This is a genomic window from Citrobacter sp. MGH106, assembly GCF_001037495.1.
Classification (GTDB): Bacteria; Pseudomonadota; Gammaproteobacteria; order Enterobacterales; family Enterobacteriaceae; genus Citrobacter; species Citrobacter murliniae.
This window is the reverse complement of the sequence record NZ_KQ089823.1, coordinates 470,163-495,011: the sequence shown is the minus strand read 5'-3', so window position 1 is coordinate 495,011 and position 24,849 is coordinate 470,163. Positions and strand designations below refer to the sequence as shown.

Sequence of the window (24,849 nt, the reverse complement as noted above, 5' to 3'; positions counted from 1 at the left end):
CACTCAATGAAAGTCGGGAGGGGAGATTTAGAGCATGGTAGTATAGCCAGCCTCAACCATCCCACTCAAGGCACGATCATGGCAAAAACAGCAGCAGCACTGCATATCCTTGTTAAAGAAGAGAAACTGGCTCTGGATCTTCTGGAACAAATTAAAAACGGCGCAGACTTCGAGAAACTGGCGAAGAAACACTCTACCTGCCCGTCAGGTAAAAAAGGCGGTCACCTAGGTGAATTCCGTCAAGGCCAGATGGTTCCGGCGTTTGATAAAGTGGTTTTCTCCTGCCCGGTACTGGAACCCACCGGCCCACTGCATACGCAGTTCGGTTACCACATCATTAAGGTGCTGTACCGCAACTAATAAAAAACCCGGTGAGTATAAGCACCGGGTTTATCTGCCGGATGGCAGCTACGTACTACGATGAAAGTCGGGTAAGCGTTAACGCCACCCGACACATTTTTAGCCCGCGACAGCAATACGCTTCATGTCAGTCATGTAGCCACGCAGCTTCTGACCAACTTTCTCGATTTCGTGGCTGCGAATCGCATCGTTCACATCACGCAGCTGTGCGTTATCTACCGCACCTTCGGCAATCGCTTTACCCAGGTCGCCGGTCTGCAACGTAGTCATGAACTCTTTCAGCAGCGGTACGCAAGCGTAAGAGAACAGATAGTTGCCGTATTCTGCAGTATCGGAAATAACCACGTTCATTTCGTACAGACGCTTACGGGCAATGGTGTTGGCAATCAGCGGCAGCTCATGGAGTGACTCATAGTAAGCAGACTCTTCGATAATGCCGGACGCCACCATGGTTTCGAATGCCAGCTCAACACCCGCTTTCACCATCGCAATCATCAGTACACCTTTATCGAAGTACTCCTGCTCGCCAATTTTGCCTTCAAACTGCGGCGCAGTTTCAAACGCAGTTTTACCGGTCTCTTCACGCCAGGTCAGCAGTTTCTTATCATCGTTGGCCCAGTCCGCCATCATACCGGAGGAGAATTCGCCGGAGATGATGTCATCCATATGTTTCTGGAACAGCGGCGCCATGATCTCTTTCAGTTGCTCGGACAACGCGTAAGCACGCAGTTTCGCCGGGTTAGACAGGCGGTCCATCATCAGCGTAATACCACCCTGTTTCAGCGCTTCGGTGATGGTTTCCCAGCCGAACTGAATCAGTTTTTCTGCGTAAGCCGGGTCAGTACCTTCTTGCACCAGTTTATCGAAGCACAGCAGAGAACCGGCCTGCAGCATACCGCACAGGATAGTCTGCTCACCCATCAGGTCAGATTTCACTTCCGCGACGAAAGATGACTCCAGCACGCCCGCACGGTGACCACCGGTCGCAGCAGCCCAGGCTTTAGCAATCGCCATGCCTTCACCTTTAGGGTCATTTTCCGGATGAACGGCGATCAGGGTCGGTACACCGAAACCACGTTTGTACTCTTCACGCACTTCGGTTCCCGGGCATTTCGGCGCTACCATCACCACGGTGATATCTTTACGGATCTGCTCCCCCACTTCCACGATGTTGAAGCCATGGGAATAGCCCAGCGCCGCGCCGTCTTTCATCAGCGGCTGAACGGAACGCACAACGTCAGAGTGCTGTTTGTCTGGCGTCAGGTTAACCACCAGATCAGCCTGCGGGATCAGCTCTTCGTAAGTACCTACTTTGAAGCCGTTTTCTGTTGCTTTGCGCCAGGATGCGCGCTTCTCAGCAATCGCTTCTTTACGCAGGGCATAGGAGATATCCAGACCAGAGTCACGCATGTTCAGCCCCTGGTTCAGACCTTGAGCACCACAGCCGACGATAACCACTTTTTTACCCTGAAGGTAGCTCGCGCCGTCGGCGAATTCTTCGCGGCCCATAAAGCGACATTTACCCAGCTGTGCCAGCTGCTGGCGCAGATTCAGTGTATTAAAGTAGTTAGCCATGGTGATTCCTCGTGATGTTGTGCTTCTTATTGTTCGGTTCGCGTTTAAGCGAGAATGTACTCACATTACAACAGGAAATTTATTGCGGAAATTGATATATTCACAACGTCACATTGCAATATCTGCAACGTCAACATTGAGGGCTAAGCCTGTGGATTTACGCGATCTGAAAACCTTCCTGCACCTGGCGGAAAGCCGCCATTTTGGCCGCAGTGCACGGGCGATGCACGTCAGTCCTTCCACGCTCTCCCGACAGATTCAGCGCCTTGAGGAAGATCTCGGGCAACCACTGTTTGTGCGCGATAATCGCACGGTCACGCTGACCGAGGCGGGAGAAGAGTTGCGCGTGTTTGCCCAACAGACGTTGCTCCAATATCAGCAATTGCGTCATACCCTTGATCAGCAAGGGCCATCGCTGTCCGGTGAGTTACATATCTTCTGCTCGGTAACCGCCGCCTACAGCCATTTGCCCCCCATTCTGGATCGCTTTCGCGCCGAACATCCGTCAGTAGAAATTAAGCTCACAACCGGCGACGCCGCTGATGCGATGGAAAAAGTGGTCACCGGAGAAGCCGATCTGGCCATTGCAGGGAAACCAGAAACATTGCCTGGCGCAGTGGCATTTTCGATGCTGGAAAATCTGACGGTGGTGCTCATCGCCCCGGCGCTGCCTTGCCCGGTGCGTAATCAGGTATCGGCAGAGAAACCCGACTGGTCGACGATTCCATTTATCATGGCCGATCAGGGGCCGGTGCGTCGCCGCATTGAATTATGGTTCCGGCGCAACAAAATCAGCAACCCTATGATTTACGCCACAGTCGGTGGGCATGAAGCCATGGTATCGATGGTGGCGCTCGGGTGTGGCGTGGCATTGCTGCCAGAAGTGGTGCTGGAAAACAGTCCTGAACCGGTGCGTAACCGCGTGATGATATTAGAACGTAGCGATGAAAGAACACCGTTTGAGCTGGGCGTTTGTGCACAAAAAAAGCGGCTGCATGAGCCGCTCATTGATGCATTCTGGAAAATTTTACCCAACCATTAAAACCTGGGCGGATAGGACGCTTGCGCCCTATCCGCCCAACGAACGTTAATACTAACCTGCAAGGAAGAAGCGAAAAGCCGGGTTGTGAGTCTCATCATGACAGTCATAACCCAACTCGTTCAGTCTGGTTTCAAAGTCCGGTTCATGATCGGCCAGTTCAAATGCAGCCAGCACCCGACCATAGTCGGTACCGTGGCTGCGGTAGTGGAAAAGGGAAATATTCCAGTGGGTACCCAGGGTATGCAGGAATTTCAACAGCGCCCCCGGAGACTCAGGAAACTCGAAGCTGTACAAACGCTCTTGTAGCGGTTTTGACGGACGCCCACCAACCATATAGCGCACATGCAGCTTGGCCATTTCGTCGTCGGAAAGATCCACCACGCTGTAACCACCGTCATTGAGCAACTGGAGGATTTCCTTACGTTCTTCCAGCCCACGGCTCAGGCGCACACCGACAAAAATACAGGCGTCTTTGGCATCGGCAAAACGGTAGTTAAACTCGGTGACCGAGCGCCCACCCAGCAGCTGACAGAATTTCAGGAAGCTGCCCTTCTCTTCCGGGATCGTCACCGCCAGCAACGCTTCACGCTGTTCCCCCAGCTCGCAGCGTTCAGAAACGTAGCGCAGACCATGGAAATTGACGTTAGCGCCAGAGAGCACATGCGCCAGACGTTCGCCGCGAATATTGTGCTGGGCAATGTATTTTTTCATCCCCGCCAGCGCCAGTGCACCAGACGGTTCCGCCACAGCACGCACGTCCTCGAACAGATCCTTCATCGCCGCACAGATAGCATCGCTGTCAACGGTGATGATGTCATCAAGGTATTCCTGACACAGGCGGAAAGTTTCGTCACCGATACGCTTGACCGCCACCCCCTCTGCAAACAATCCGACGCGCGGAAGATCTACCGGATGACCGGCTTCCAGCGCCGCCTTCAGGCAAGCAGAATCTTCAGCTTCAACCGCAATGACTTTGATCTGCGGCATCAGCTGTTTAATCAGCACCGCAACACCTGCCGCCAGTCCGCCGCCACCCACCGGAACAAAAACGCGATCCAGGTGCGCATCCTGCTGAAGTAATTCCAGCGCCAGCGTCCCTTGTCCGGCAATAACCATAGGATGGTCGAACGGCGGAACCCAGGTAAAGCCCTGCTGTTGCGAAAGCTCAATGGCTTTAGCTTTAGCTTCATCAAAATTTGCGCCGTGCAGCAACACCTCGCCGCCAAAACCGCGTACCGCATCCACTTTGATATCCGCAGTCGCGGTCGGCATGACAATCAACGCCTTCACGCCAAGACGAGCAGAAGAAAAGGCAACGCCCTGGGCATGATTACCTGCAGATGCGGTGATTACACCATGCGCTTTTTGCGCTTCTGTAAGGCCCGCCATCATGGCATAGGCACCACGCAGCTTGAAGCTGTGAACCGGTTGTCGGTCTTCGCGCTTCACCAGAATGACGTTGTCGAGGCGCGATGAGAGCTTTTCCATTTTTTGCAGCGGCGTCACCTGTACCGCTTCATAGACCGGCGCACGCAGCACCGCCCTGAGATACTCAGCACCCTCAGGGGTGCCAGACAGGGGTTGTGAATCAGCCATAGTCATTACCCCCCCAATTTCGATTTATCACGTACCGCACCTTTGTCGGCACTGGTTGCCAGACTGGCATAAGCGCGAAGAGCAAAGGAAACCTGACGCTGACGATCTTTTGGTGTCCAGGCTTTATCGCCGCGGGCTTCCTGCGCTTCACGGCGGGCAGCAATTTCCGCATCGCTGAGTTGCAATTGAATACCGCGATTCGGGATATCGATGGCAATCATGTCGCCATCTTCAATGATAGCAATATTGCCGCCGCTGGCCGCTTCCGGAGAGACGTGACCGATAGAGAGACCCGATGTTCCACCGGAGAAACGACCGTCGGTTATCAGCGCGCACGCTTTACCCAGCCCCATCGATTTCAGGAAGGTCGTTGGGTAGAGCATTTCCTGCATCCCCGGTCCACCTTTAGGCCCTTCGTAGCGAATAACGACCACATCGCCTGCTACAACTTTACCGCCAAGAATCGCATCTACCGCCTCATCCTGACTCTCATAAACTTTGGCAGGACCAGTGAATTTCAGAATACTGTCGTCCACACCAGCGGTTTTGACGATACACCCATTTTCAGCGAAATTACCGTACAGTACTGCCAGGCCACCATCTTTGCTGTAGGCATGTTCCAGCGAGCGGATACAACCCTCAGCACGATCATCATCCAGCGTATCCCAGCGGCAGTCCTGCGAGAATGCCTGGGTGGTACGAATACCCGCCGGGCCTGCGCGGAACATCTTTTTCACCGCCTCATCCTGAGTCAGCATCACATCGTACTGCTCCAGAGACTGCGACAAAGTCAGCCCCAGTACGTTTTTCACATCACGATTCAACAGACCTGCACGATCCAGCTCGCCTAAAATGCCCAGTACGCCGCCCGCACGGTGAACATCTTCCATATGGTATTTCTGCGTACTTGGCGCCACTTTACACAACTGTGGAACCTTGCGAGACAGCTTATCGATATCACTCATCGTGAAGTCAATTTCCGCTTCCTGCGCGGCGGCCAGCAAGTGCAGAACGGTGTTAGTGGAACCGCCCATGGCGATATCCAGCGTCATGGCGTTTTCAAATGCCGCCTTGCTGGCAATATTGCGCGGCAGGGCGGAATCATCATTCTGCTCGTAATAGCGTTTGGTCAGTTCAACGATTCGTGAACCGGCATTGAGAAACAGCTGCTTACGGTCAGTGTGGGTTGCCAGCAGCGATCCATTGCCCGGCTGCGACAAGCCCAATGCTTCTGTCAGACAGTTCATCGAGTTAGCGGTGAACATCCCGGAACAGGAACCACAGGTTGGGCAGGCGGAACGTTCAATCTGATCGCTTTGGGAGTCAGAGACTTTCGGATCTGCACCCTGAATCATCGCATCAACCAGATCGAGCTTGATGATTTGGTCGGAGAGCTTGGTTTTACCGGCTTCCATCGGCCCGCCGGAAACAAAAATCACCGGAATGTTCAGCCGCAGAGAGGCCATTAACATCCCCGGGGTGATTTTGTCGCAGTTGGAAATGCAAACCATCGCATCAGCGCAATGGGCATTCACCATATACTCCACCGAATCGGCAATCAGTTCGCGCGACGGCAGTGAATAAAGCATACCCCCGTGCCCCATGGCGATACCGTCATCCACAGCGATAGTGTTGAACTCTTTCGCCACGCCGCCTGAGGCTTCAATCTGTTCGGCAACCAGCTTACCGAGATCGCGCAGGTGCACGTGGCCCGGTACGAACTGGGTAAAGGAGTTCACCACGGCAATAATCGGTTTACCGAAATCATCATCGGTCATCCCGGTGGCGCGCCACAGTGCGCGTGCACCCGCCATGTTTCGGCCGTGGGTGGTGGTGGCAGAACGATACTTAGGCATGCTGTATTTACTCCCGTCTATCTAATAATTGGGACGGTGCGTGCCGTCCCAAATTTATGTTTATTGGTTAACCTGATCCAACCAACCGTATTTATCTTCCGTTTCACCAGTAAAGAGACCAAAGAAAGCTTGCTGGATACGTTTTGTCACCGGGCCACAACGGCCTTCACCCACCTGGATACCATCAACGCTACGCACCGGAGTGATTTCTGCCGCAGTACCGGACATGAACACTTCGTCGGCCAGGTACAGGGATTCGCGGGACAACACCTGCTCACGCACTTCGATATCAAGATCTTTCGCCAGCTTGATGATCGCGTCACGCGTGATGCCTGGCAGCGCGGAGGAGGTAAATGGCGGGGTAAACAGAATGCCATCTTTAACTTCAAACAGGTTTTCACCTGCACCTTCGGAGATGTAGCCATTTACGTCTAGCGCAATCCCTTCCTGGTAGCCATGACGACGTGCTTCGCTACCCACCAGCAGCGAAGACAGGTAGTTACCCCCCGCTTTAGCAGCGGTAGGAATAGTGTTTGGTGCAACACGGTTCCACGAGGAAACCATCGCATCGATCCCCTGATCCAGCGCTTCAGCGCCCAGATACGCCCCCCACGGGAACGCAGCGATGATCACATCCGTGGTGTATCCTGCCGGCGGGTTAACGCCCATACCCACATCGCCAACAAATACCAGCGGACGGATATAGGCGCTGGTCAGATTGTTTTTGCGGATCACCGCGCGACAGGCTTCCATCAGTTCATCAACGCTCTGAGATACCGGAAAACGATAGATCTTGGCTGAATCACGCAGACGCTGCATATGTTCGCGATGACGGAACACCACCGGGCCTTTGTGAGAATCGTAGCAACGGATACCTTCAAATACTGAAGTACCATAGTGCAGTGCGTGGGACATCACGTGAACCTTCGCATCTTCCCAACGAATCATCTCGCCATTGGACCAAATGTAATCAGCTTTTTTCGTCGTCATTTTTCTTCCTTTTGCGCTCAGGCGCGGATTTGTTGTGATGTGGTAGAACTCTGGCAGATAGCAACATGTGCAACATCGACCAGTTTAGTTAACTGACTAAACAGTAAGTCGACCGACCGGGGGCTGGCAACGGTCAATTCGATATTTATATTTTGAGCATCGGAAGCTGCTTCCATGTTCATGGAACACACCTGAAAACCACGATGGCGTACCACGCGTAAAACACGTTCTAACGTTTCCGGATTGAAACGAGCCTCAACGGCGACCTGATGTTGCATCATGATAATTTCTCCAGCATTTCTGAGTTACTGGCACCTGGCGGTACCAGAGGCCAGACGTTCTCAAGTTCGTCGATTGAGACATGAAGCAGGTATGGACCCTCACTATTCAGCATAGTGTCGAGTGCCGCTTCAACCTGGTCTTTACGGGTAATGTGTTGGCCAGGGATGCCGAAGGCGCTGGCTAACATAAGAAAATCGGGGTTATCGGTAAGAGTAGTTTCGCTATAACGTTCCTGGAAAAACAGCTGCTGCCATTGTCGCACCATGCCTAACCGCTGGTTATCGAGTAAGACAATCTTCAGCGGCAACTGCTTGCGTTTTACGGTGCCCAGCTCCTGTACGTTCATCATAAAAGAGCCGTCACCGGAGATACAGATTACCGTATCGTCCGGGCGAGCCACCTGCGCGCCTACCGCCGCAGGTAAGCCAAAACCCATTGTTCCAAGGCCACTGGAGGTGATGAAGTTCTCCGGGCGAGCGTAGGTCATGTGCTGTGCGGACCACATCTGATGCTGACCGACATCGGTGGTGACTACGCTATCGGCAGGTTTACGGTCGGACAATTGTTTTAATAACAATGGCGCGTAGATAGCTTCGCCAGGATGATCGTAGCGCCAGGCATGTTCAGCCCGCATATCTGCGACATATTGGCACCATTCGTTGATGGTCAACGGCTGTTGTAATGCGGGTAACAGCGTATTCAAATCACCTTGCAGCGCAACGTGTGCCTGACGCAGCTTGTTCATCTCGGCCGGATCGATATCCATATGGATCACGTTGGCATTCGGTGCGAAAGTATTCAACTTACCGGTCACCCGGTCATCAAAACGAGCACCGACAGCAATCAGCAAGTCGCACTCCTGCACGGCAAAGTTTGCAGCTTTGGTACCGTGCATTCCCAACATACCCAGGTAGTACGGGTAAGCTGCATCGACAGAACCCAGACCTTTCAGTGTACAAACCGCTGGGATCTGCGTTACTGCAATGAACTCACGCAGAGCCGGAACCGCCTGCGCCATGCCCACACCGCCGCCAACGTACAGAACCGGCTTTTGTGCCTGCACCAGCATCTTACGGGCTTGTTCAACCTCAGGATATGGGAAAGCCGCTGCGTTTTCGACGGTAGAAAAATAGGGTTCCAGCGACCCACTGGCCAGTTGGATATCCTTTGGGATATCCACCAATACCGGGCCTGGGCGACCAGAATTCGCAACCTCGAAAGCTTCAGCCAGGATGCGTGGTAACTCTTCAAATGATTGCACCAAAAAACTGTGTTTAGTACATGCCAACGACAATCCCAGAATGTCCACTTCCTGGAACGCATCGGTTCCGATAAACGGGGAGGACACCTGGCCGGTGATGGCAACAACGGGAACGGAATCTAACAAGGCATCAGCCAGACCGGTGATCAGGTTAGTAGCACCTGGACCAGAGGTGGCAATACAAACGCCGGTTTTACCCGTTGAACGGGCATAGCCAATCGCCGCCATCGCCGCACCTTGCTCGTGTCGGCACAACAAGTGTTCTACGCCACCGTCATACAATGCATCGTAAACCGGCATAATTGCGCCCCCGGGATAACCAAAGACGGTTTTAACCCCTTGTGCACGCAACGCATGTACCACCCACTGTGCCCCATTCATAGTTACATCCCCGCCGTAAATCTTGAGAAACAGAATTTTATGCTACCGTTCACTTTCTGCTCCTCGTTTATGTTTTTAAGGTCAAAAAAAACCCCCGGACCTTTCGGTGCGGGGGTCTTAGTTCGTTAAGGCTTGTTTTCTAAGCCTTTCCTCGTCCAAGTGCAGCCCCGCACGGTGGGATAATAATCACCACCACGCTAATCACGACCAGGCTAATCACTCGTAGAAGGGCTGTCATTTTTGTATTTTCTTGCATCTTGTTCGAAGGAATACCTAAAGAGTTACCATAGAATTTAAAGATGACACAAGATATTTTTACATTCATTTTTCTGACGCAGTTAACGGTTTATATAAACACCGTTGTTTTTTATACAAAAAATAGAAAATGAAAATATTTCACGTTATTGAGCAATTTCGACGGCGCTATCTATCGACTTTGAGCTGATTAACTTACCTTTGCTAGCACGATTCCAGAGGTTACATAGGCAGTTTGCAATTACACAAAAATACGTGAATAAGCATCTAAAAACATCAAAAAGACAAGATATTGCCGCTATTTTTTACGACATAATACCTACCTCAGGAGGGGATATGTCACTGTCAATTGTCCACACACGCGCCGCGCTTGGTGTGAATGCGCCACCCATTACCATTGAGGTACATATCAGCAATGGTCTGCCAGGTTTAACCATGGTGGGGTTACCCGAAACGACGGTGAAAGAAGCCCGCGATCGGGTTCGCAGTGCGATTATTAATAGCGGGTATGAATTCCCGGCAAAAAAGATAACGATTAACCTCGCCCCGGCAGATCTTCCCAAAGAAGGGGGGAGATACGATTTACCTATCGCTATCGCGCTTCTGGCCGCTTCTGAGCAGCTTACAACTCATAATCTCAACACATATGAGCTGGTAGGCGAATTAGCGCTTACAGGCGCACTACGCGGCGTTCCAGGAGCTATATCCAGCGCGACCGAAGCAATTCGTGCAGGCAGGCAAATTATTGTTGCAAAAGAGAATGCAGCAGAAGTTGGACTGATACACGGTGAAGGGTGTTTGATTGCCGATCACTTGCAGGCCGTATGCGCATTTCTGGAAGGTAAGCATGATTTGGAAAGGCCGATATCCGCAGATTCCACACCCAGAGTTTTTCCTGATGACCTTAGTGACGTCATCGGTCAGGAACAGGGCAAACGAGGGTTAGAGATCACCGCTGCAGGCGGTCACAATCTCCTGCTAATTGGTCCTCCCGGGACGGGGAAAACGATGCTGGCAAGTCGTCTGAGAGGGTTGTTACCACCTCTTAGCAATGACGAGGCTCTGGAAAGCGCAGCAATCCTCAGTCTGGTCAATTCCGACACGATACAAAAGCAGTGGAAGCAACGTCCATTTCGCTCACCTCATCACAGCGCCTCATTAACCGCAATGGTGGGTGGTGGCTCCATTCCCGCGCCAGGAGAAATTTCTCTGGCACATAACGGCGTATTGTTTCTGGATGAATTACCCGAGTTTGAACGGCGTACGTTGGATGCACTACGCGAACCTATTGAATCCGGGCAGATCCATTTATCACGCACTCGGGCAAAAATAACTTACCCTGCACGATTTCAACTGGTTGCTGCAATGAACCCAAGCCCAACGGGCCACTATCAGGGAAACCACAACCGTTGTACCCCAGAGCAAACGCTACGTTATCTCAGTCGATTATCAGGTCCTTTTCTCGACCGCTTCGATCTCTCACTCGAAGTACCCCTGCCGCCTCCAGGCATACTTAGCCAGAGCGTAATGAAAGGAGAAGACAGCGCTACAGTGAAGAAACGCGTCATGGTGGCAAGAGAGCGTCAGTATCAGCGACAAAAGAAATTAAACGCGCATCTGAATAGCCAGGATATACATAAATTTTGCGAGCTGTGCAGCGATGACGCACGCTGGCTGGAAGAAACGTTATCGCACCTTGGATTATCCATCCGCGCCTGGCTACGGTTGATAAAGGTCGCTCGAACTATTGCAGATATTGAACAATGCGACCATATAACCCGCCAGCACTTACAGGAAGCTGTTGGTTATCGGGCAATAGACAGATTATTAATTCATTTGCAGAAACTACTGGCATAAAAAAAGGGCTTTCGCCCTTTTTTTATTAATCATCTGACTCGGTGTAATCTTCAGCACCTTCTACCTGAGGTTTCCCGCCAGACAGAGTGTGGAAACGCTTCGGACGCTTAATACGCGTCATGTATTTAGACCACACACGTTCAGCTTCGGTAACCGGCTCACGTTCACCACGGCATACCGCAACAAACAGTTTTTCTTCTTCAGTTACCGGTTCACGCTTGCCCAGATCCAACTCATTGAAGGCATAACCGTGACGCTCAAGCAGCTGTGCCTCTTTAATGGTGAAATCACCATGACGGGAGAATCCGCGGGGATAATATTTATTGTCGAAATATCGATTAGTCGTCGTAAAGCTTTCCGCCATCCTGCACGCTCCTAATTCTTTGGCCGAGCTATTTATGGCGCGGAGTATTAGTTACGCTTGACAGAGCGTCAAACAAAAGATTTAAATCATAACGACAAATAATTTTACGGAGTGAGTTGTGGATACGGAATTGTTAAAAACTTTCCTGGAAGTTAGCCGGACACGCCACTTTGGTCGGGCTGCTGAAGCGCTCTACCTGACCCAATCGGCAGTAAGTTTTCGGATCAGACAGCTGGAAAATCAACTTGGTGTGAACCTCTTCACCCGACACAGAAACAATATCCGTTTGACCGCTGCGGGTGAAAAATTATTGCCCTATGCAGAAACGCTGATGAATACGTGGCAAGCAGCACGTAAGGAAGTTGCAAATACCTCGCGACATAATGAGTTTTCTATCGGAGCCAGCGCATCCCTTTGGGAGTGCATGCTTAATAACTGGTTGGGTCGTTTGTATCAGTTGCAAGAGCCACAATCCAGCCTGCAATTTGAAGCCAGGATCGCTCAGCGTCAGTCATTAGTTAAACAGCTTCATGAGCGACAACTTGATCTGCTGATTACAACTGAAGCCCCAAAAATGGACGAATTTAGTAGCCAATTGCTGGGATATTTCACGCTGGCACTTTATTGCAGTACACCATCACTAACAAAAGATGAATTGAATTATTTGCGCCTGGAATGGGGACCGGACTTTCAACAACATGAAGCTGGCTTGATCGCAGCCGATGAAGTTCCGGTGCTTACCACCAGTTCAGCTGAACTGGCAAGGCAACAACTTTCTGTACTTAAGGGGTTTAGCTGGCTTCCCGTCAATTGGGCAAAAGCAAAAAGCGATCTCCACACAGTTGCCGACAGCGCTACGCTTTCACGTCCATTGTATGCAGTTTGGCTACAAAATAGCGATAAGTACCCGCTTATTCGAGATCTTCTAAAAACGAATATTTTGGAAGGTTAGAGAAAATACTGGCAAGGATGCCGGGAAACTGAAATCAGGAGGGTCTATTGGCACAATTTTCAGGTAAAAAAAATCCTTAGCAAAAATGCTAAGGATTGTTTCTGGCAGGGGCGGAGAGACTCGAACTCGCGACACCCGGTTTTGGAGACCGGTGCTCTACCAACTGAGCTACGCCCCTAAATTTTATTATCATTAAGCCTGCATTAATAGCAGGCTTAATTTTCTAATAAGTGGCGGAACGGACGGGACTCGAACCCGCGACCCCCTGCGTGACAGGCAGGTATTCTAACCAACTGAACTACCGCTCCACCGAATTTCTTTGTCACTACCCGGATTAGTCATCCCGGTTTACTGCAATTTGATGCCTGGCAGTTCCCTACTCTCGCATGGGGAGACCCCACACTACCATCGGCGCTACGGCGTTTCACTTCTGAGTTCGGCATGGGGTCAGGTGGGACCACCGCGCTACAGCCGCCAGGCAAATTCTGTTTATCAACACGCTTTCGCATGTCAATTTAATCTGTATCAAGCTGAAATTTCGTCTCTTCGCCAAAACAGCTTCGGCGTTGTAAGGTTAAGCCTCACGGTTCATTAGTATCGGTTAGCTCAATGTATCGCTACACTTACACACCCGACCTATCAACGTCGTCGTCTTCAACGTTCCTTCAGGAGACTTATAGTCTCAGGGAGAACTCATCTCGGGGCAAGTTTCGTGCTTAGATGCTTTCAGCACTTATCTCTTCCGCATTTAGCTACCGGGCAATGCCATTGGCATGACAACCCGAACACCAGTGATGCGTCCACTCCGGTCCTCTCGTACTAGGAGCAGCCCCCCTCAATTCTCCAGCGCCCACGGCAGATAGGGACCGAACTGTCTCACGACGTTCTAAACCCAGCTCGCGTACCACTTTAAATGGCGAACAGCCATACCCTTGGGACCTACTTCAGCCCCAGGATGTGATGAGCCGACATCGAGGTGCCAAACACCGCCGTCGATATGAACTCTTGGGCGGTATCAGCCTGTTATCCCCGGAGTACCTTTTATCCGTTGAGCGATGGCCCTTCCATTCAGAACCACCGGATCACTAAGACCTGCTTTCGCACCTGCTCGAGCCGTCACTCTCGCAGTCAAGCTAGCTTATGCCTTTGCACTAACCTCCTGATGTCCGACCAGGATTAGCTAACCTTCGTGCTCCTCCGTTACTCTTTAGGAGGAGACCGCCCCAGTCAAACTACCCACCAGACACTGTCCGCAACCCGGATCACGGGTCTACGTTAGAACACCAGCCATTAAAGGGTGGTATTTCAAGGTTGGCTCCATGCAGACTGGCGTCCACACTTCAAAGCCTCCCACCTATCCTACACATCAAGGACCAGTGTTCAGTGTCAAGCTATAGTAAAGGTTCACGGGGTCTTTCCGTCTTGCCGCGGGTACACTGCATCTTCACAGCGAGTTCAATTTCACTGAGTCTCGGGTGGAGACAGCCTGGCCATCATTACGCCATTCGTGCAGGTCGGAACTTACCCGACAAGGAATTTCGCTACCTTAGGACCGTTATAGTTACGGCCGCCGTTTACCGGGGCTTCGATCAAGAGCTTCTCCTTACGGATAACCCCATCAATTAACCTTCCGGCACCGGGCAGGCGTCACACCGTATACGTCCACTTTCGTGTTTGCACAGTGCTGTGTTTTTAATAAACAGTTGCAGCCAGCTGGTATCTTCGACTGATTTCAGCTCCATGAGTAAATCACTTCACCTACATATCAGCGTGCCTTCTCCCGAAGTTACGGCACCATTTTGCCTAGTTCCTTCACCCGAGTTCTCTCAAGCGCCTTGGTATTCTCTACCTGACCACCTGTGTCGGTTTGGGGTACGATTTCGTGTTACCTGATGCTTAGAGGCTTTTCCTGGAAGCAGGGCATTTGTTACTTCAGCACCGTAGTGCCTCGTCATCACACCTCAGCGTTAATAAGGTACCGGATTTACCTGGAACCTCCGCCTACATGCTTAAACCGGGACAACCGTCGCCCGGCTAACATAGCCTTCTCCGTCCCCCCTTCGCAGTAACACCAAGTACAGGAATATTAACCTGTTTCCCATCGACTACGCCTTTCGGCCTCGCCTTAGGGGTCGACTCACCCTGCCCCGATTAACGTTGGACAGGAACCCTTGGTCTTCCGGCGTGCGGGTTTTTCACCCGCATTATCGTTACTTATGTCAGCATTCGCACTTCTGATACCTCCAGCACCCCTCACAGGACACCTTCAACGGCTTACAGAACGCTCCCCTACCCAACAACACATAGTGTCGCTGCCGCAGCTTCGGTGCATGGTTTAGCCCCGTTACATCTTCCGCGCAGGCCGACTCGACCAGTGAGCTATTACGCTTTCTTTAAATGATGGCTGCTTCTAAGCCAACATCCTGGCTGTCTGTGCCTTCCCACATCGTTTCCCACTTAACCATGACTTTGGGACCTTAGCTGGCGGTCTGGGTTGTTTCCCTCTTCACGACGGACGTTAGCACCCGCCGTGTGTCTCCCGTGATAACATTCTTCGGTATTCGCAGTTTGCATCGGGTTGGTAAGTCGGGATGACCCCCTAGCCGAAACAGTGCTCTACCCCCGAAGATGAGTTCACGAGGCGCTACCTAAATAGCTTTCGGGGAGAACCAGCTATCTCCCGGTTTGATTGGCCTTTCACCCCCAGCCACAAGTCATCCGCTAATTTTTCAACATTAGTCGGTTCGGTCCTCCAGTTAGTGTTACCCAACCTTCAACCTGCCCATGGCTAGATCACCGGGTTTCGGGTCTATACCCTGCAACTTAACGCCCAGTTAAGACTCGGTTTCCCTTCGGCTCCCCTATTCGGTTAACCTTGCTACAGAATATAAGTCGCTGACCCATTATACAAAAGGTACGCAGTCACCCCATAAAGAGGCTCCCACTGCTTGTACGTACACGGTTTCAGGTTCTTTTTCACTCCCCTCGCCGGGGTTCTTTTCGCCTTTCCCTCACGGTACTGGTTCACTATCGGTCAGTCAGGAGTATTTAGCCTTGGAGGATGGTCCCCCCATATTCAGACAGGATACCACGTGTCCCGCCCTACTCTTCGAGTTCACAACATGTGTGATTTTGTGTACGGGACTATCACCCTGTACCGTCGGACTTTCCAGACCGTTCCACTACCACACATGCTGATTCAGACTCTGGGCTGCTCCCCGTTCGCTCGCCGCTACTGGGGGAATCTCGGTTGATTTCTTTTCCTCGGGGTACTTAGATGTTTCAGTTCCCCCGGTTCGCTTCATTACGCTATGTATTCACGTAATGATAGTGTGACGAATCACACTGGGTTTCCCCATTCGGAAATCGCCGGCTATAACGGTTCATATCACCTTACCGACGCTTATCGCAGATTAGCACGTCCTTCATCGCCTCTGACTGCCAGGGCATCCACCGTGTACGCTTAGTCGCTTAACCTCACAACCCGAAGATGTTTCGTAAAACATTTCGACTTGCGAAAATTTGAGAGACTCGAACACACCATTTATCTGTTCTTATTACGGAGAACAGACACAGTGTGTCGTTTCAATTTTCAGCTTGATCCAGATTTTTAAAGAGCGAAACTTCGCAGTGAACCTTTTCAGGTACACTCTGAAGTTTTCTTGGTATTTTTGCAGTAAGTAATGGTGGAGCTATGCGGGATCGAACCGCAGACCTCCTGCGTGCAAAGCAGGCGCTCTCCCAGCTGAGCTATAGCCCCATCGAAGTCATCTCGTTCACCTCAATTCGTTTCCGGGCGCGGCGTGGCGAAGCGAAGCATACTGAAGTATGCGAGCTTTGGCACAACAAAGCGCGGGAGCGAATTTGGTAGGCCTGAGTGGACTTGAACCACCGACCTCACCCTTATCAGGGGTGCGCTCTAACCACCTGAGCTACAAGCCTGCAGAGATTTCTTACTGCTAATTTTCATCAGACAATCTGTGTGGACACTACAAGGAACGGTTCTTTAAGGTAAGGAGGTGATCCAACCGCAGGTTCCCCTACGGTTACCTTGTTACGACTTCACCCCAGTCATGAATCACAAAGTGGTAAGCGCCCTCCCGAAGGTTAAGCTACCTACTTCTTTTGCAACCCACTCCCATGGTGTGACGGGCGGTGTGTACAAGGCCCGGGAACGTATTCACCGTGGCATTCTGATCCACGATTACTAGCGATTCCGACTTCATGGAGTCGAGTTGCAGACTCCAATCCGGACTACGACATACTTTATGAGGTCCGCTTGCTCTCGCGAGGTCGCTTCTCTTTGTATATGCCATTGTAGCACGTGTGTAGCCCTACTCGTAAGGGCCATGATGACTTGACGTCATCCCCACCTTCCTCCAGTTTATCACTGGCAGTCTCCTTTGAGTTCCCGGCCGGACCGCTGGCAACAAAGGATAAGGGTTGCGCTCGTTGCGGGACTTAACCCAACATTTCACAACACGAGCTGACGACAGCCATGCAGCACCTGTCTCAGAGTTCCCGAAGGCACCAAAGCATCTCTGCTAAGTTCTCTGGATGTCAAGAGTAGGTAAGGTTCTTCGCGTTGCATCGAATTAAACCACATGCTCCACCGCTTGTGCGGGCCCCCGTCAATTCATTTGAGTTTTAACCTTGCGGCCGTACTCCCCAGGCGGTCGACTTAACGCGTTAGCTCCGGAAGCCACGCCTCAAGGGCACAACCTCCAAGTCGACATCGTTTACGGCGTGGACTACCAGGGTATCTAATCCTGTTTGCTCCCCACGCTTTCGCACCTGAGCGTCAGTCTTTGTCCAGGGGGCCGCCTTCGCCACCGGTATTCCTCCAGATCTCTACGCATTTCACCGCTACACCTGGAATTCTACCCCCCTCTACAAGACTCTAGCCTGCCAGTTTCGGATGCAGTTCCCAGGTTGAGCCCGGGGATTTCACATCCGACTTGACAGACCGCCTGCGTGCGCTTTACGCCCAGTAATTCCGATTAACGCTTGCACCCTCCGTATTACCGCGGCTGCTGGCACGGAGTTAGCCGGTGCTTCTTCTGCGAGTAACGTCAATTGCTGAGGTTATTAACCTCAACACCTTCCTCCTCGCTGAAAGTACTTTACAACCCGAAGGCCTTCTTCATACACGCGGCATGGCTGCATCAGGCTTGCGCCCATTGTGCAATATTCCCCACTGCTGCCTCCCGTAGGAGTCTGGACCGTGTCTCAGTTCCAGTGTGGCTGGTCATCCTCTCAGACCAGCTAGGGATCGTCGCCTAGGTGAGCCGTTACCCCACCTACTAGCTAATCCCATCTGGGCACATCCGATGGCAAGAGGCCCGAAGGTCCCCCTCTTTGGTCTTGCGACGTTATGCGGTATTAGCTACCGTTTCCAGTAGTTATCCCCCTCCATCGGGCAGTTTCCCAGACATTACTCACCCGTCCGCCACTCGTCACCCAAGGAGCAAGCTCCTCTGTGCTACCGTTCGACTTGCATGTGTTAGGCCTGCCGCCAGCGTTCAATCTGAGCCATGATCAAACTCTTCAATTTAAGTTTGATGCTCGTGAATTAAACTTCGTAATGAATTACGTGTTCACTCAGAGACTTGGTATTCATTTTTCGTCTTGCGACGTTAAGAATCCGTATCATTGAGTGCCCACACAGATTGTCTGATAAATTGTTAAAGAGCAGTTGCGACGCGCTTTAGCGCTCTGTCGCGAGGTGGCGTATATTACGCTTTCCTCATTCAGAGTCAAGCATTTATTTTTGCTTTTCTCTGCGAAGTTCTCAGTGGAACCCCGCTGACCCGGCGGCCTGTAGTCCGTTGTTCCGTGTCAGTGGAGGCGCATTATAGGGAGTTATTTCAGGCTGACAAGGGGAAATTTAAAATAACTTTCTGAGTGCGTGTTTTTTCACCAAAACCGTCATTAACATGCCATAAAATAAGCAATTTGCCGTTTTTGCAACCGCAATCACACTTCCTGATGGCATACTAATGAATAAGAGAAAGACTTAAGGAAGAACATTCATGCCTTTAAATGCCCAACAGTTAGCTGCACAGAAGAACCTTTCCTATGTTCTGGCTGAAAAGCTGGCTCAACGAATATTAAAAGGTCAGTACGCACCGGGTGCAATCCTACCAGGCGAAATTGAGCTGGGTGACCAGTTTGGCGTGAGTCGCACGGCGGTAAGAGAGGCGGTAAAAACATTAACGGCAAAAGGTATGGTATTACCACGCCCCCGGATTGGCACACGAGTGATGCCGCAGGCAAACTGGAATTTCCTCGACCAGGAGCTGCTTACCTGGTGGATGACGGAAGATAATTTCCCTCAGGTCATCAAACATTTTCTGGTGATGCGCATTAGCCTGGAGCCCCAGGCCTGTTTACTAGCTGCAACCATAGGTACGGCAGAACAGAAGGCACATCTGAATACATTAATGGAAGAGATGGTCGAGCTGAAAAGAAACTTTAAGCGTGAACGCTGGATTGAAGTTGATATCGCCTGGCATGAGCACATCTATGAGATGAGTGCTAATCCATTCCTGATATCCTTTGCATCGTTGTTCCATTCTGTCTACCAGACCTATTTTACCTCTATTACCTATAACGATGTGGTAAAGCTGGATTTGCATCAGGCCATTGTCGATGCAATAGAGGATAGTGATGGCGATCGCGCCTTCACTGCCTGTCAGGCATTACTGATAGCGCCGAACGAACTCCCGGATAAATAATCTATGGCAGAAAAGAAATCGCGCAGTATGGCCGGGTTGCCATGGATAGCAGCCATGGCCTTTTTTATGCAGGCATTAGACGCCACCATCCTCAATACCGCCTTACCCGCAATAGCACAAAGCCTGAACCGCTCCCCACTTGCCATGCAGTCTGCCATTATCAGTTATACCCTGACTGTTGCGATGTTGATCCCAGTGAGTGGATGGCTGGCAGACCGCTTCGGCACCCGGCGCGTATTTATGATCGCCGTTAGTCTCTTTACCCTGGGTTCACTTGCCTGTGCGCTATCTGGTTCATTAACCGAACTGGTGATATTTCGTGTTATACAAGGCATTGGTGGCGCAATGATGATGCCTGTTGCCCGCCTGGCACTGCTTCGTGCCTATCCACGTAGTGAACTTCTTCCCGTCCTTAACTTCGTGACCATGCCTGGACTTGTGGGGCCGATTTTAGGTCCAGTACTGGGTGGCGTGCTGGTCACGTGGGCCAGTTGGCACTGGATCTTCCTGATTAATATTCCCATTGGCATAGCAGGTATCTTTTATGCCCGCAAATATATGCCTAACTTCACCACGCCGCGCCGCGGTTTTGATATGACCGGTTTCCTTCTCTTTGGCCTGAGTCTGGTGCTGTTTTCCAGCGGCGTTGAGCTGTTCGGTGAGAAGCTGGTCGCCAGCTGGATTGCCCTAAGTATTATTCTCGGCAGCATTTTGTTACTGCTCGCCTACATTCGCCACGCGCGCCGTCATCCGACACCGCTAATATCGCTGCCAATCTTTAAGACGCGAACCTTTTCCGTCGGTATCGCGGGAAACCTGGCGACTCGTCTGGGTACAGGATGCGTTCCCTTCTTAATGCCGCTGATGTTGCAGGTAGGATTTGGTTATCCGGCGCTGATTGCCGGTTGCATGATGGCGCCGACGGCGCTGGGATCAATTCTGGCTAAATCGATGGTGACGCAGGTACTGCGTCGCCTTGGCTACAGAACTACACTGGTCGGCATTACGGTGTTTATCGGCCTGATGATTGCACAGTTCTCATTGCAATCCCCAGCAATGCCAGTATGGATGCTGATCCTGCCATTGTTCATTTTAGGCATGGCGATGTCCACCCAGTTTACCTCGATGAATACGATTACCCTCGCGGACCTGACCGATGATAATGCCAGTAGCGGAAACAGCGTGTTAGCCGTCACTCAGCAGTTGTCGATCAGTTTAGGAGTGGCAATCAGCGCCGCCGTGCTGCGTATATATGAAGGCATTGAAGGAACCAATACGGTCGAACAGTTCCACTATACCTTTATTACCATGGGCGCTATCACTGTGGTTTCGGCGCTGATGTTTATGCTGCTAAAAACCAAAGATGGTCGCAATTTAATCAAAGACCGGCATAAGACTAAGCCGAGCCCCGCGCCATCAGAACAGGAGTAAGCTGCAATCGCTGTTGCTGCAATGCGGGCTGTGCCATACGGTGGATCAACACATCTATGGCCAGTTCGCCCAATTCATCTTTCGGTTGATGAATCGTCGTAAGCGGCGGCGTCATATAGCGAGCCAGCTCAATATCATCATAACCCACCACCGCCATATCCTGCGGGATACGCAATCCTGATTGATACAGGGCCTGATACGCACCGACTGCCATCGCATCATTTCCCGTGAAAACGGCCTGCGGTCGTTGTTTATGCGACAGCAGCGTTTGCATGGCTGAAAATCCACCGCCAAACTCGAAATCGCCGGTAATCTCATAACCTTCCGGGATAGCTAATCCTGCCCGCTGCATTGCTGCCCGATACCCTTCCAGGCGCAAACGCGCCGGTGTTTTATCCAGAGGTCCGGTAATACAGGCAATGCGTGTAAACCCTTTTTCGATAAGATGCTGCGTGGCTAAATCCCCGCCCAACAAGGAATTATCCTGAATCAGGTCACTTTCACCATCAAAGGGGGACCAGTCCATCATCACAGTAGGAATAGAAGGATAACGCTGCATGATCTCTCTGGATGGCTGATGTGTTTCCGTGCAGAGCAGCAGTAAACCGTCCACCCGCTTTTGCATCAACGTTTCCAGATTACGATTCATACGCTGTTCATCACCTTCGGTATTGCACAACACCAGACTGTAGCCCCGCTCAAAACAGCTGCGTTCAACACCGCGAACCAGTTCAGAATAAAAGGGATTGGTACTGGCAGTGATTAACATGCCTATGGTGTGGGTCTGATTTAACTTGAGGCTACGCGCCAGCGCGGAAGGCGCGTAGTTAAGCTCTTTAATCGCAGCGTCAACTTTATCGGTGATAGCCTCACTGACAAAGCGATCTTTATTAATGACGTGAGAAACCGTCGACGTGGAAACGCCCGCAAGGCGGGCAACGTCCTTCATTGTAGCCAAGCGTTACCTCTGCTGTAAAAACGCCTCTATTTCTTCGCGCCACGGAACGGAAGGCTGTGCGCCTTTACGCGTTACCGCAATCGCCGCAGCCGCATGCGCAAAGCGAATCGCTTCTGGCAACGGAGTCTCTTCCAGTAAGGCTGTGATTAACGCGCCGTTAAAAGTGTCTCCGGCCGCGATGGTATCTACGGCATCCACTTTGAAACCGGGAACTCGACTACCTTTACCGTTCACGCTGGCCCATACACCACGACTACCTAAGGTAATCAGTACGGTGTGAATACCCTTTGCATGCAACGCCTGCGCTGCTTTAGCCGCATCATCATCATTTTCTACACGGATCCCTGTCAGCTTTTCAGCCTCGGTTTCATTTGGGGTAATGATGTCCACCAGCGCCAGCAGCTCGTCAGAAAGTTCACGCGCCGGAGCCGGGTTAAGCGCTACCGTCGTATTGTTTTGATGCGCAATCTTTGCTGCGGTCAGCACGCTTTCGATCGGCGACTCTAATTGCATCAGTAGTGCCGATGCCTGGGCAATGCGATCACGCTGAGCTTCCACCAGCGCAGGCGAAAGCGCAGCATTCGCTCCGGCATGAATACCGATGACGTTCTCACCTTCACCATTAACAAAAATCAGCGCCACGCCGGTCGATTCCCCCTGAATCACGCTAATGGGAGCAATATCGATGTTATCACTGGCTAATTGCTTGCGAACACTTTCACCAATATCGTCGTCACCTGTACAGGCAATAAACGCGATATTCGCGCCACTACGACCCGCAGCAACTGCCTGATTCGCGCCTTTTCCACCAAATGCCACCTGATAATGGCTACCGGTTACGGTTTCACCAGGAGTGGGGAAGGATTTAAGGTTAAGGATGTGATCGGCATTAATACTGCCAAGAACAACGAGGTTGCCTGCGGTTTTCATGTTCGGAATTCCAAGTCAAAGTGCGCCACCGGGTTAGGGTGGCGCGTGCCCTGCTTTTCTTTTTACGCTTTCATCTTCAAATTGATGATGATGGCGTATTTATGTCGCCATCAGGCCGCGAGCGACCTGAATCGCTATTACTGCTTGATGACCAGCTTCAGGTCAACCGGATATTTAGCCTGAACTTTCTCGCCTTTCAGTACTTTATCCGCAGTTTCAACGCCTTTCGCGCCAATCTGATCCGGTAACTGAGCGATAGTCGCAGCCAGTTTGCCATCATTTACCGCTTTTTCGCCATCTGGCGTGCCGTCAAATCCAACCACCATCACATCAGATTTACCGGCAGTTTGCAGTGCACGCAGCGCGCCAAGTGCCATTTCATCGTTCTGGGCAAATACAGCCTGCACATCAGGGTGAGCAGTCAGCAGGTTCTGCATAACGTTCAGACCTTTGGTACGGTCGAAGTCTGCCGGCTGGCTGGCCAGTACATTAAATTTGTGTGCCGCAACGGCCTGCTGGAAACCTTCGCCACGCTCACGGGCCGCAGAAGTTCCGGCAATACCCTGCAGTTCAATAACTTTCGCGCCTTCACCCGCTTTTTTCGCGATGTAATCGCCAGCAATTTTACCGCCCAGCACGTTGTCTGACGCAATGTGGCTCACAACCTCACCTTTAGACGCTACGCGGTCCAGGGTAATTACCGGGATTTTCGCCTGGTTAGCCATCTTCACGGCGTTACCGACAGCATCGGAGTCAGTCGGGTTAATCAGCAGAATTTTAGTACCGCGAACTGTTAAATCCTGAACGTTCGCCAGCTCTTTCGCCGGGTTATTCTGCGAATCCAGAATCACCAGGTTGTAGCCCAGTTTATCCGCTTCTTTTTGCGCCCCATCCTTCAGAGAGACAAAGAACGGGTTGTTGAGCGTGGAGACCACCAGCGCAATGGTATCTTTTGCCATCGCATTCGCACTCACAGTGGCGCTCAGCGCGACAGCAGAAACCAGGGTAGCCAGTTTTTTCATGTTCATATTTAAGATGTCCTGTAGTCGTTATTACTGCTTTTTGTTGTCTACCAGTACCGCCAGCAAAATCACCACAGCTTTGACGATCATCTGGTAATAGGAGGAAACACCTAACAAATTCAAACCATTATTGAGGAAGCCAAGAATTAATGCGCCGATCAGCGTCCCAACAATGCGTCCTTTACCGCCAGCCAGGCTGGTACCGCCTAATACGACCGCGGCGATAGCATCCAGCTCATAACCAGTTCCAGCCGTTGGTTGAGCAGATGAAAGACGCGCAACTTCGATGATGCCCGCCAGCGATGCCAGCAGCCCACAAAGTGAATAAACAATAATTTTGATTTTACTGACGCTGATGCCTGACAGGCGCGTCGCCGCTTCGTTACCGCCCAGCGCATAGATATAGCGACCAAGGCGAGTATGATGAAGCATGTACCACGCAGCGAGGAAGACAATCCCCATAATCCACACTGGCGTTGGGATCCCCAGAGGACGGCCAATACCAAACCAACCGAAGACATCGGCATTATCGGTAAATCCGGTATTAACGGGGCTACCGTTGGTATACACCATGGTCACACCGCGCAGCAGCAACATCATCACCAACGTAGCGATGAACGCCTGTACGCGGCCTTTCGCGACGATCACTCCGGTCACCGCACCAATAGCAGCACCTAACGCCAGAGCAGCCGCAACAGCCACCAGCGCGTTAACCTCAATCCCGACAATGGAAGCAGCAACCGCACCGGTAAGCGCCAGCAGGGAACCGACTGACAGATCGATACCCGACGTCAAGATCACCAACGTCATGCCGACAGCCATAATGGCGTTAACTGACGTTTGCTGGAGAATGTTAAACAGGTTATTTACGGTAAAAAAGTTGGGACTCATAGTGGAAACAATCGCGATCAGCACCAACAGAGCGATGAGCGACTTTTGCTCCAGAAGCCATGCTTTGGTGAAATAACGGCGACCAGAAACAGCCTGGGTAGTCATCTTT

General features: G+C 51.5%; 18 protein-coding genes, 4 tRNA genes and 3 rRNA genes. 6 read left to right on the top strand and 19 right to left on the bottom strand.

Features of this window, described 5'->3' with window-relative positions:
* Nucleotides 1–78: 78 nt before the first annotated feature.
* Entirely contained in the window at nucleotides 79–360 is a 282-nt protein-coding gene (gene ppiC / locus SK36_RS21890; RefSeq protein ID WP_015960967.1) for a peptidylprolyl isomerase PpiC, read from the top strand.
* Nucleotides 361–459: 99 nt separating this feature from the next.
* Here ppiC and ilvC read toward each other — a convergent pair whose 3' ends face one another.
* Complete coding sequence (gene ilvC, locus SK36_RS21885) at nucleotides 460–1,935, bottom strand: ketol-acid reductoisomerase (RefSeq protein ID WP_045449054.1); 1,476 nt, start codon at nucleotides 1,933–1,935, stop codon at nucleotides 460–462.
* A 151-nt stretch (nucleotides 1,936–2,086) separates the two neighbouring features.
* On the opposite strand from ilvC, the gene ilvY reads away from it, so the two are divergent.
* Nucleotides 2,087–2,977 carry an HTH-type transcriptional activator IlvY gene (gene ilvY, locus SK36_RS21880; RefSeq protein WP_048223261.1) on the top strand — a complete coding sequence of 297 codons (891 nt, stop codon included), beginning with the start codon at nucleotides 2,087–2,089 and terminating at the stop codon, nucleotides 2,975–2,977.
* A 51-nt stretch (nucleotides 2,978–3,028) separates the two neighbouring features.
* Here the strand turns inward: ilvY and ilvA are convergent, their stop codons facing one another.
* The 6 genes from ilvA to ilvL form a co-directional block, all read right to left on the bottom strand.
* Nucleotides 3,029–4,573 (bottom strand): threonine ammonia-lyase, biosynthetic, encoded by a 1,545-nt coding sequence (gene ilvA / locus SK36_RS21875; protein ID WP_045449849.1) that lies wholly within the window; start codon nucleotides 4,571–4,573, stop codon nucleotides 3,029–3,031.
* Nucleotides 4,574–4,578: 5 nt separating this feature from the next.
* Nucleotides 4,579–6,429: a dihydroxy-acid dehydratase gene (gene ilvD, locus SK36_RS21870; RefSeq protein WP_045449050.1), complete on the bottom strand. Its 1,851-nt coding sequence runs from the start codon at nucleotides 6,427–6,429 to the stop codon at nucleotides 4,579–4,581.
* A gap of 60 nt (nucleotides 6,430–6,489) precedes the next feature.
* Nucleotides 6,490–7,419, bottom strand: a complete 930-nt coding sequence (locus tag SK36_RS21865; protein WP_045449049.1) for a branched-chain amino acid transaminase — start codon at nucleotides 7,417–7,419, stop codon at nucleotides 6,490–6,492.
* Nucleotides 7,420–7,436: 17 nt separating this feature from the next.
* Nucleotides 7,437–7,700 carry an acetolactate synthase 2 small subunit gene (ilvM, locus tag SK36_RS21860; RefSeq protein WP_045449048.1) on the bottom strand — a complete coding sequence of 88 codons (264 nt, stop codon included), beginning with the start codon at nucleotides 7,698–7,700 and terminating at the stop codon, nucleotides 7,437–7,439.
* Entirely contained in the window at nucleotides 7,697–9,343 is a 1,647-nt protein-coding gene (gene ilvG, locus SK36_RS21855; protein ID WP_048223251.1) for an acetolactate synthase 2 catalytic subunit, read from the bottom strand. The genes ilvM and ilvG overlap by 4 nt, the downstream gene beginning before the upstream one ends.
* 139 nt (nucleotides 9,344–9,482) lie before the next feature.
* Nucleotides 9,483–9,581 (bottom strand): ilv operon leader peptide, encoded by a 99-nt coding sequence (gene ilvL, locus SK36_RS24170; protein WP_001311244.1) that lies wholly within the window; start codon nucleotides 9,579–9,581, stop codon nucleotides 9,483–9,485.
* A 353-nt stretch (nucleotides 9,582–9,934) separates the two neighbouring features.
* On the opposite strand from ilvL, the gene SK36_RS21850 reads away from it, so the two are divergent.
* Nucleotides 9,935–11,455, top strand: a complete 1,521-nt coding sequence (locus SK36_RS21850) for a YifB family Mg chelatase-like AAA ATPase (RefSeq protein ID WP_048223249.1) — start codon at nucleotides 9,935–9,937, stop codon at nucleotides 11,453–11,455.
* Between the two features lie 25 nt (nucleotides 11,456–11,480).
* On the opposite strand, the gene maoP is transcribed toward SK36_RS21850, so the two are convergent.
* Entirely contained in the window at nucleotides 11,481–11,819 is a 339-nt protein-coding gene (maoP, locus tag SK36_RS21845) for a macrodomain Ori organization protein MaoP (RefSeq protein ID WP_003018025.1), read from the bottom strand.
* Between the two features lie 118 nt (nucleotides 11,820–11,937).
* Here maoP and hdfR point away from each other — a divergent pair, with 118 nt between their 5' ends.
* Nucleotides 11,938–12,771 carry an HTH-type transcriptional regulator HdfR gene (hdfR, locus tag SK36_RS21840; protein ID WP_048223247.1) on the top strand — a complete coding sequence of 278 codons (834 nt, stop codon included), beginning with the start codon at nucleotides 11,938–11,940 and terminating at the stop codon, nucleotides 12,769–12,771.
* Between the two features lie 102 nt (nucleotides 12,772–12,873).
* Here hdfR and SK36_RS21835 read toward each other — a convergent pair.
* The 7 genes from SK36_RS21835 to SK36_RS21805 all read right to left on the bottom strand — a co-directional run bounded on the left by SK36_RS21835 (nucleotide 12,874) and on the right by SK36_RS21805 (nucleotide 18,325).
* Nucleotides 12,874–12,949, bottom strand: a tRNA-Trp gene (locus SK36_RS21835).
* 53 nt (nucleotides 12,950–13,002) lie between these two features.
* A tRNA-Asp gene (locus SK36_RS21830) sits at nucleotides 13,003–13,079 on the bottom strand.
* Between the two features lie 55 nt (nucleotides 13,080–13,134).
* Nucleotides 13,135–13,250, bottom strand: a 5S ribosomal RNA gene (gene rrf / locus SK36_RS21825).
* A 91-nt stretch (nucleotides 13,251–13,341) separates the two neighbouring features.
* A 23S ribosomal RNA gene (locus SK36_RS21820) occupies nucleotides 13,342–16,248 on the bottom strand.
* Nucleotides 16,249–16,455: 207 nt separating this feature from the next.
* Nucleotides 16,456–16,531 (bottom strand) — tRNA-Ala (locus tag SK36_RS21815).
* A 105-nt stretch (nucleotides 16,532–16,636) separates the two neighbouring features.
* A tRNA-Ile gene (locus SK36_RS21810) sits at nucleotides 16,637–16,713 on the bottom strand.
* Between the two features lie 70 nt (nucleotides 16,714–16,783).
* A 16S ribosomal RNA gene (locus SK36_RS21805) occupies nucleotides 16,784–18,325 on the bottom strand.
* Together the 16S, 23S and 5S rRNA genes with 4 tRNA genes alongside form the textbook arrangement of a ribosomal RNA operon.
* A 478-nt stretch (nucleotides 18,326–18,803) precedes the next feature.
* Here SK36_RS21805 and SK36_RS21800 point away from each other — a divergent pair.
* Together SK36_RS21800 and mdtD are read left to right on the top strand one after the other, a co-directional pair.
* Entirely contained in the window at nucleotides 18,804–19,508 is a 705-nt protein-coding gene (locus tag SK36_RS21800; RefSeq protein ID WP_045449039.1) for a FadR/GntR family transcriptional regulator, read from the top strand.
* A 3-nt stretch (nucleotides 19,509–19,511) separates the two neighbouring features.
* Nucleotides 19,512–20,939, top strand: a complete 1,428-nt coding sequence (gene mdtD / locus SK36_RS21795) for a multidrug transporter subunit MdtD (protein ID WP_048223244.1) — start codon at nucleotides 19,512–19,514, stop codon at nucleotides 20,937–20,939.
* Here the strand turns inward: mdtD and rbsR are convergent.
* The 4 genes from rbsR to rbsC form a co-directional block, all read right to left on the bottom strand.
* Nucleotides 20,905–21,897: a ribose operon transcriptional repressor RbsR gene (gene rbsR / locus SK36_RS21790; protein WP_136345351.1), complete on the bottom strand. Its 993-nt coding sequence runs from the start codon at nucleotides 21,895–21,897 to the stop codon at nucleotides 20,905–20,907. The genes mdtD and rbsR overlap by 35 nt on opposite strands.
* 3 nt (nucleotides 21,898–21,900) lie before the next feature.
* The gene (rbsK, locus tag SK36_RS21785) at nucleotides 21,901–22,827 is read right to left on the bottom strand and encodes a ribokinase (protein ID WP_048223241.1); all 927 of its coding nucleotides are present in this window, start codon (nucleotides 22,825–22,827) and stop codon (nucleotides 21,901–21,903) included.
* A gap of 137 nt (nucleotides 22,828–22,964) precedes the next feature.
* A complete protein-coding gene (gene rbsB / locus SK36_RS21780) occupies nucleotides 22,965–23,855 on the bottom strand; it encodes a ribose ABC transporter substrate-binding protein RbsB (RefSeq protein WP_003023760.1) in 891 nt (296 codons plus the stop codon).
* 24 nt (nucleotides 23,856–23,879) lie between these two features.
* Nucleotides 23,880–24,845: a ribose ABC transporter permease gene (rbsC, locus tag SK36_RS21775; protein ID WP_045449027.1), complete on the bottom strand. Its 966-nt coding sequence runs from the start codon at nucleotides 24,843–24,845 to the stop codon at nucleotides 23,880–23,882.
* Nucleotides 24,846–24,849 lie beyond the last annotated feature (4 nt).

What these genes read in the sequence shown, in the direction of transcription:
- SK36_RS21865 (WP_045449049.1), bottom strand. Translation starts at nt 7,419, where the DNA reads ATGACGACGAAAAAAGCTGATTACATTTGGTCCAATGGCGAGATGATT.
- maoP (WP_003018025.1), bottom strand. Translation starts at nt 11,819, where the DNA reads ATGGCGGAAAGCTTTACGACGACTAATCGATATTTCGACAATAAATAT.
- rbsK (WP_048223241.1), bottom strand. Translation starts at nt 22,827, where the DNA reads ATGAAAACCGCAGGCAACCTCGTTGTTCTTGGCAGTATTAATGCCGAT.
- ppiC (WP_015960967.1), top strand. Translation starts at nt 79, where the DNA reads ATGGCAAAAACAGCAGCAGCACTGCATATCCTTGTTAAAGAAGAGAAA.
- ilvD (WP_045449050.1), bottom strand. Translation starts at nt 6,429, where the DNA reads ATGCCTAAGTATCGTTCTGCCACCACCACCCACGGCCGAAACATGGCG.
- mdtD (WP_048223244.1), top strand. Translation starts at nt 19,512, where the DNA reads ATGGCAGAAAAGAAATCGCGCAGTATGGCCGGGTTGCCATGGATAGCA.
- SK36_RS21800 (WP_045449039.1), top strand. Translation starts at nt 18,804, where the DNA reads ATGCCTTTAAATGCCCAACAGTTAGCTGCACAGAAGAACCTTTCCTAT.
- SK36_RS21850 (WP_048223249.1), top strand. Translation starts at nt 9,935, where the DNA reads ATGTCACTGTCAATTGTCCACACACGCGCCGCGCTTGGTGTGAATGCG.
- ilvA (WP_045449849.1), bottom strand. Translation starts at nt 4,573, where the DNA reads ATGGCTGATTCACAACCCCTGTCTGGCACCCCTGAGGGTGCTGAGTAT.
- ilvG (WP_048223251.1), bottom strand. Translation starts at nt 9,343, where the DNA reads ATGAATGGGGCACAGTGGGTGGTACATGCGTTGCGTGCACAAGGGGTT.
- ilvM (WP_045449048.1), bottom strand. Translation starts at nt 7,700, where the DNA reads ATGATGCAACATCAGGTCGCCGTTGAGGCTCGTTTCAATCCGGAAACG.
- rbsC (WP_045449027.1), bottom strand. Translation starts at nt 24,845, where the DNA reads ATGACTACCCAGGCTGTTTCTGGTCGCCGTTATTTCACCAAAGCATGG.
- ilvL (WP_001311244.1), bottom strand. Translation starts at nt 9,581, where the DNA reads ATGACAGCCCTTCTACGAGTGATTAGCCTGGTCGTGATTAGCGTGGTG.
- ilvC (WP_045449054.1), bottom strand. Translation starts at nt 1,935, where the DNA reads ATGGCTAACTACTTTAATACACTGAATCTGCGCCAGCAGCTGGCACAG.
- rbsB (WP_003023760.1), bottom strand. Translation starts at nt 23,855, where the DNA reads ATGAACATGAAAAAACTGGCTACCCTGGTTTCTGCTGTCGCGCTGAGC.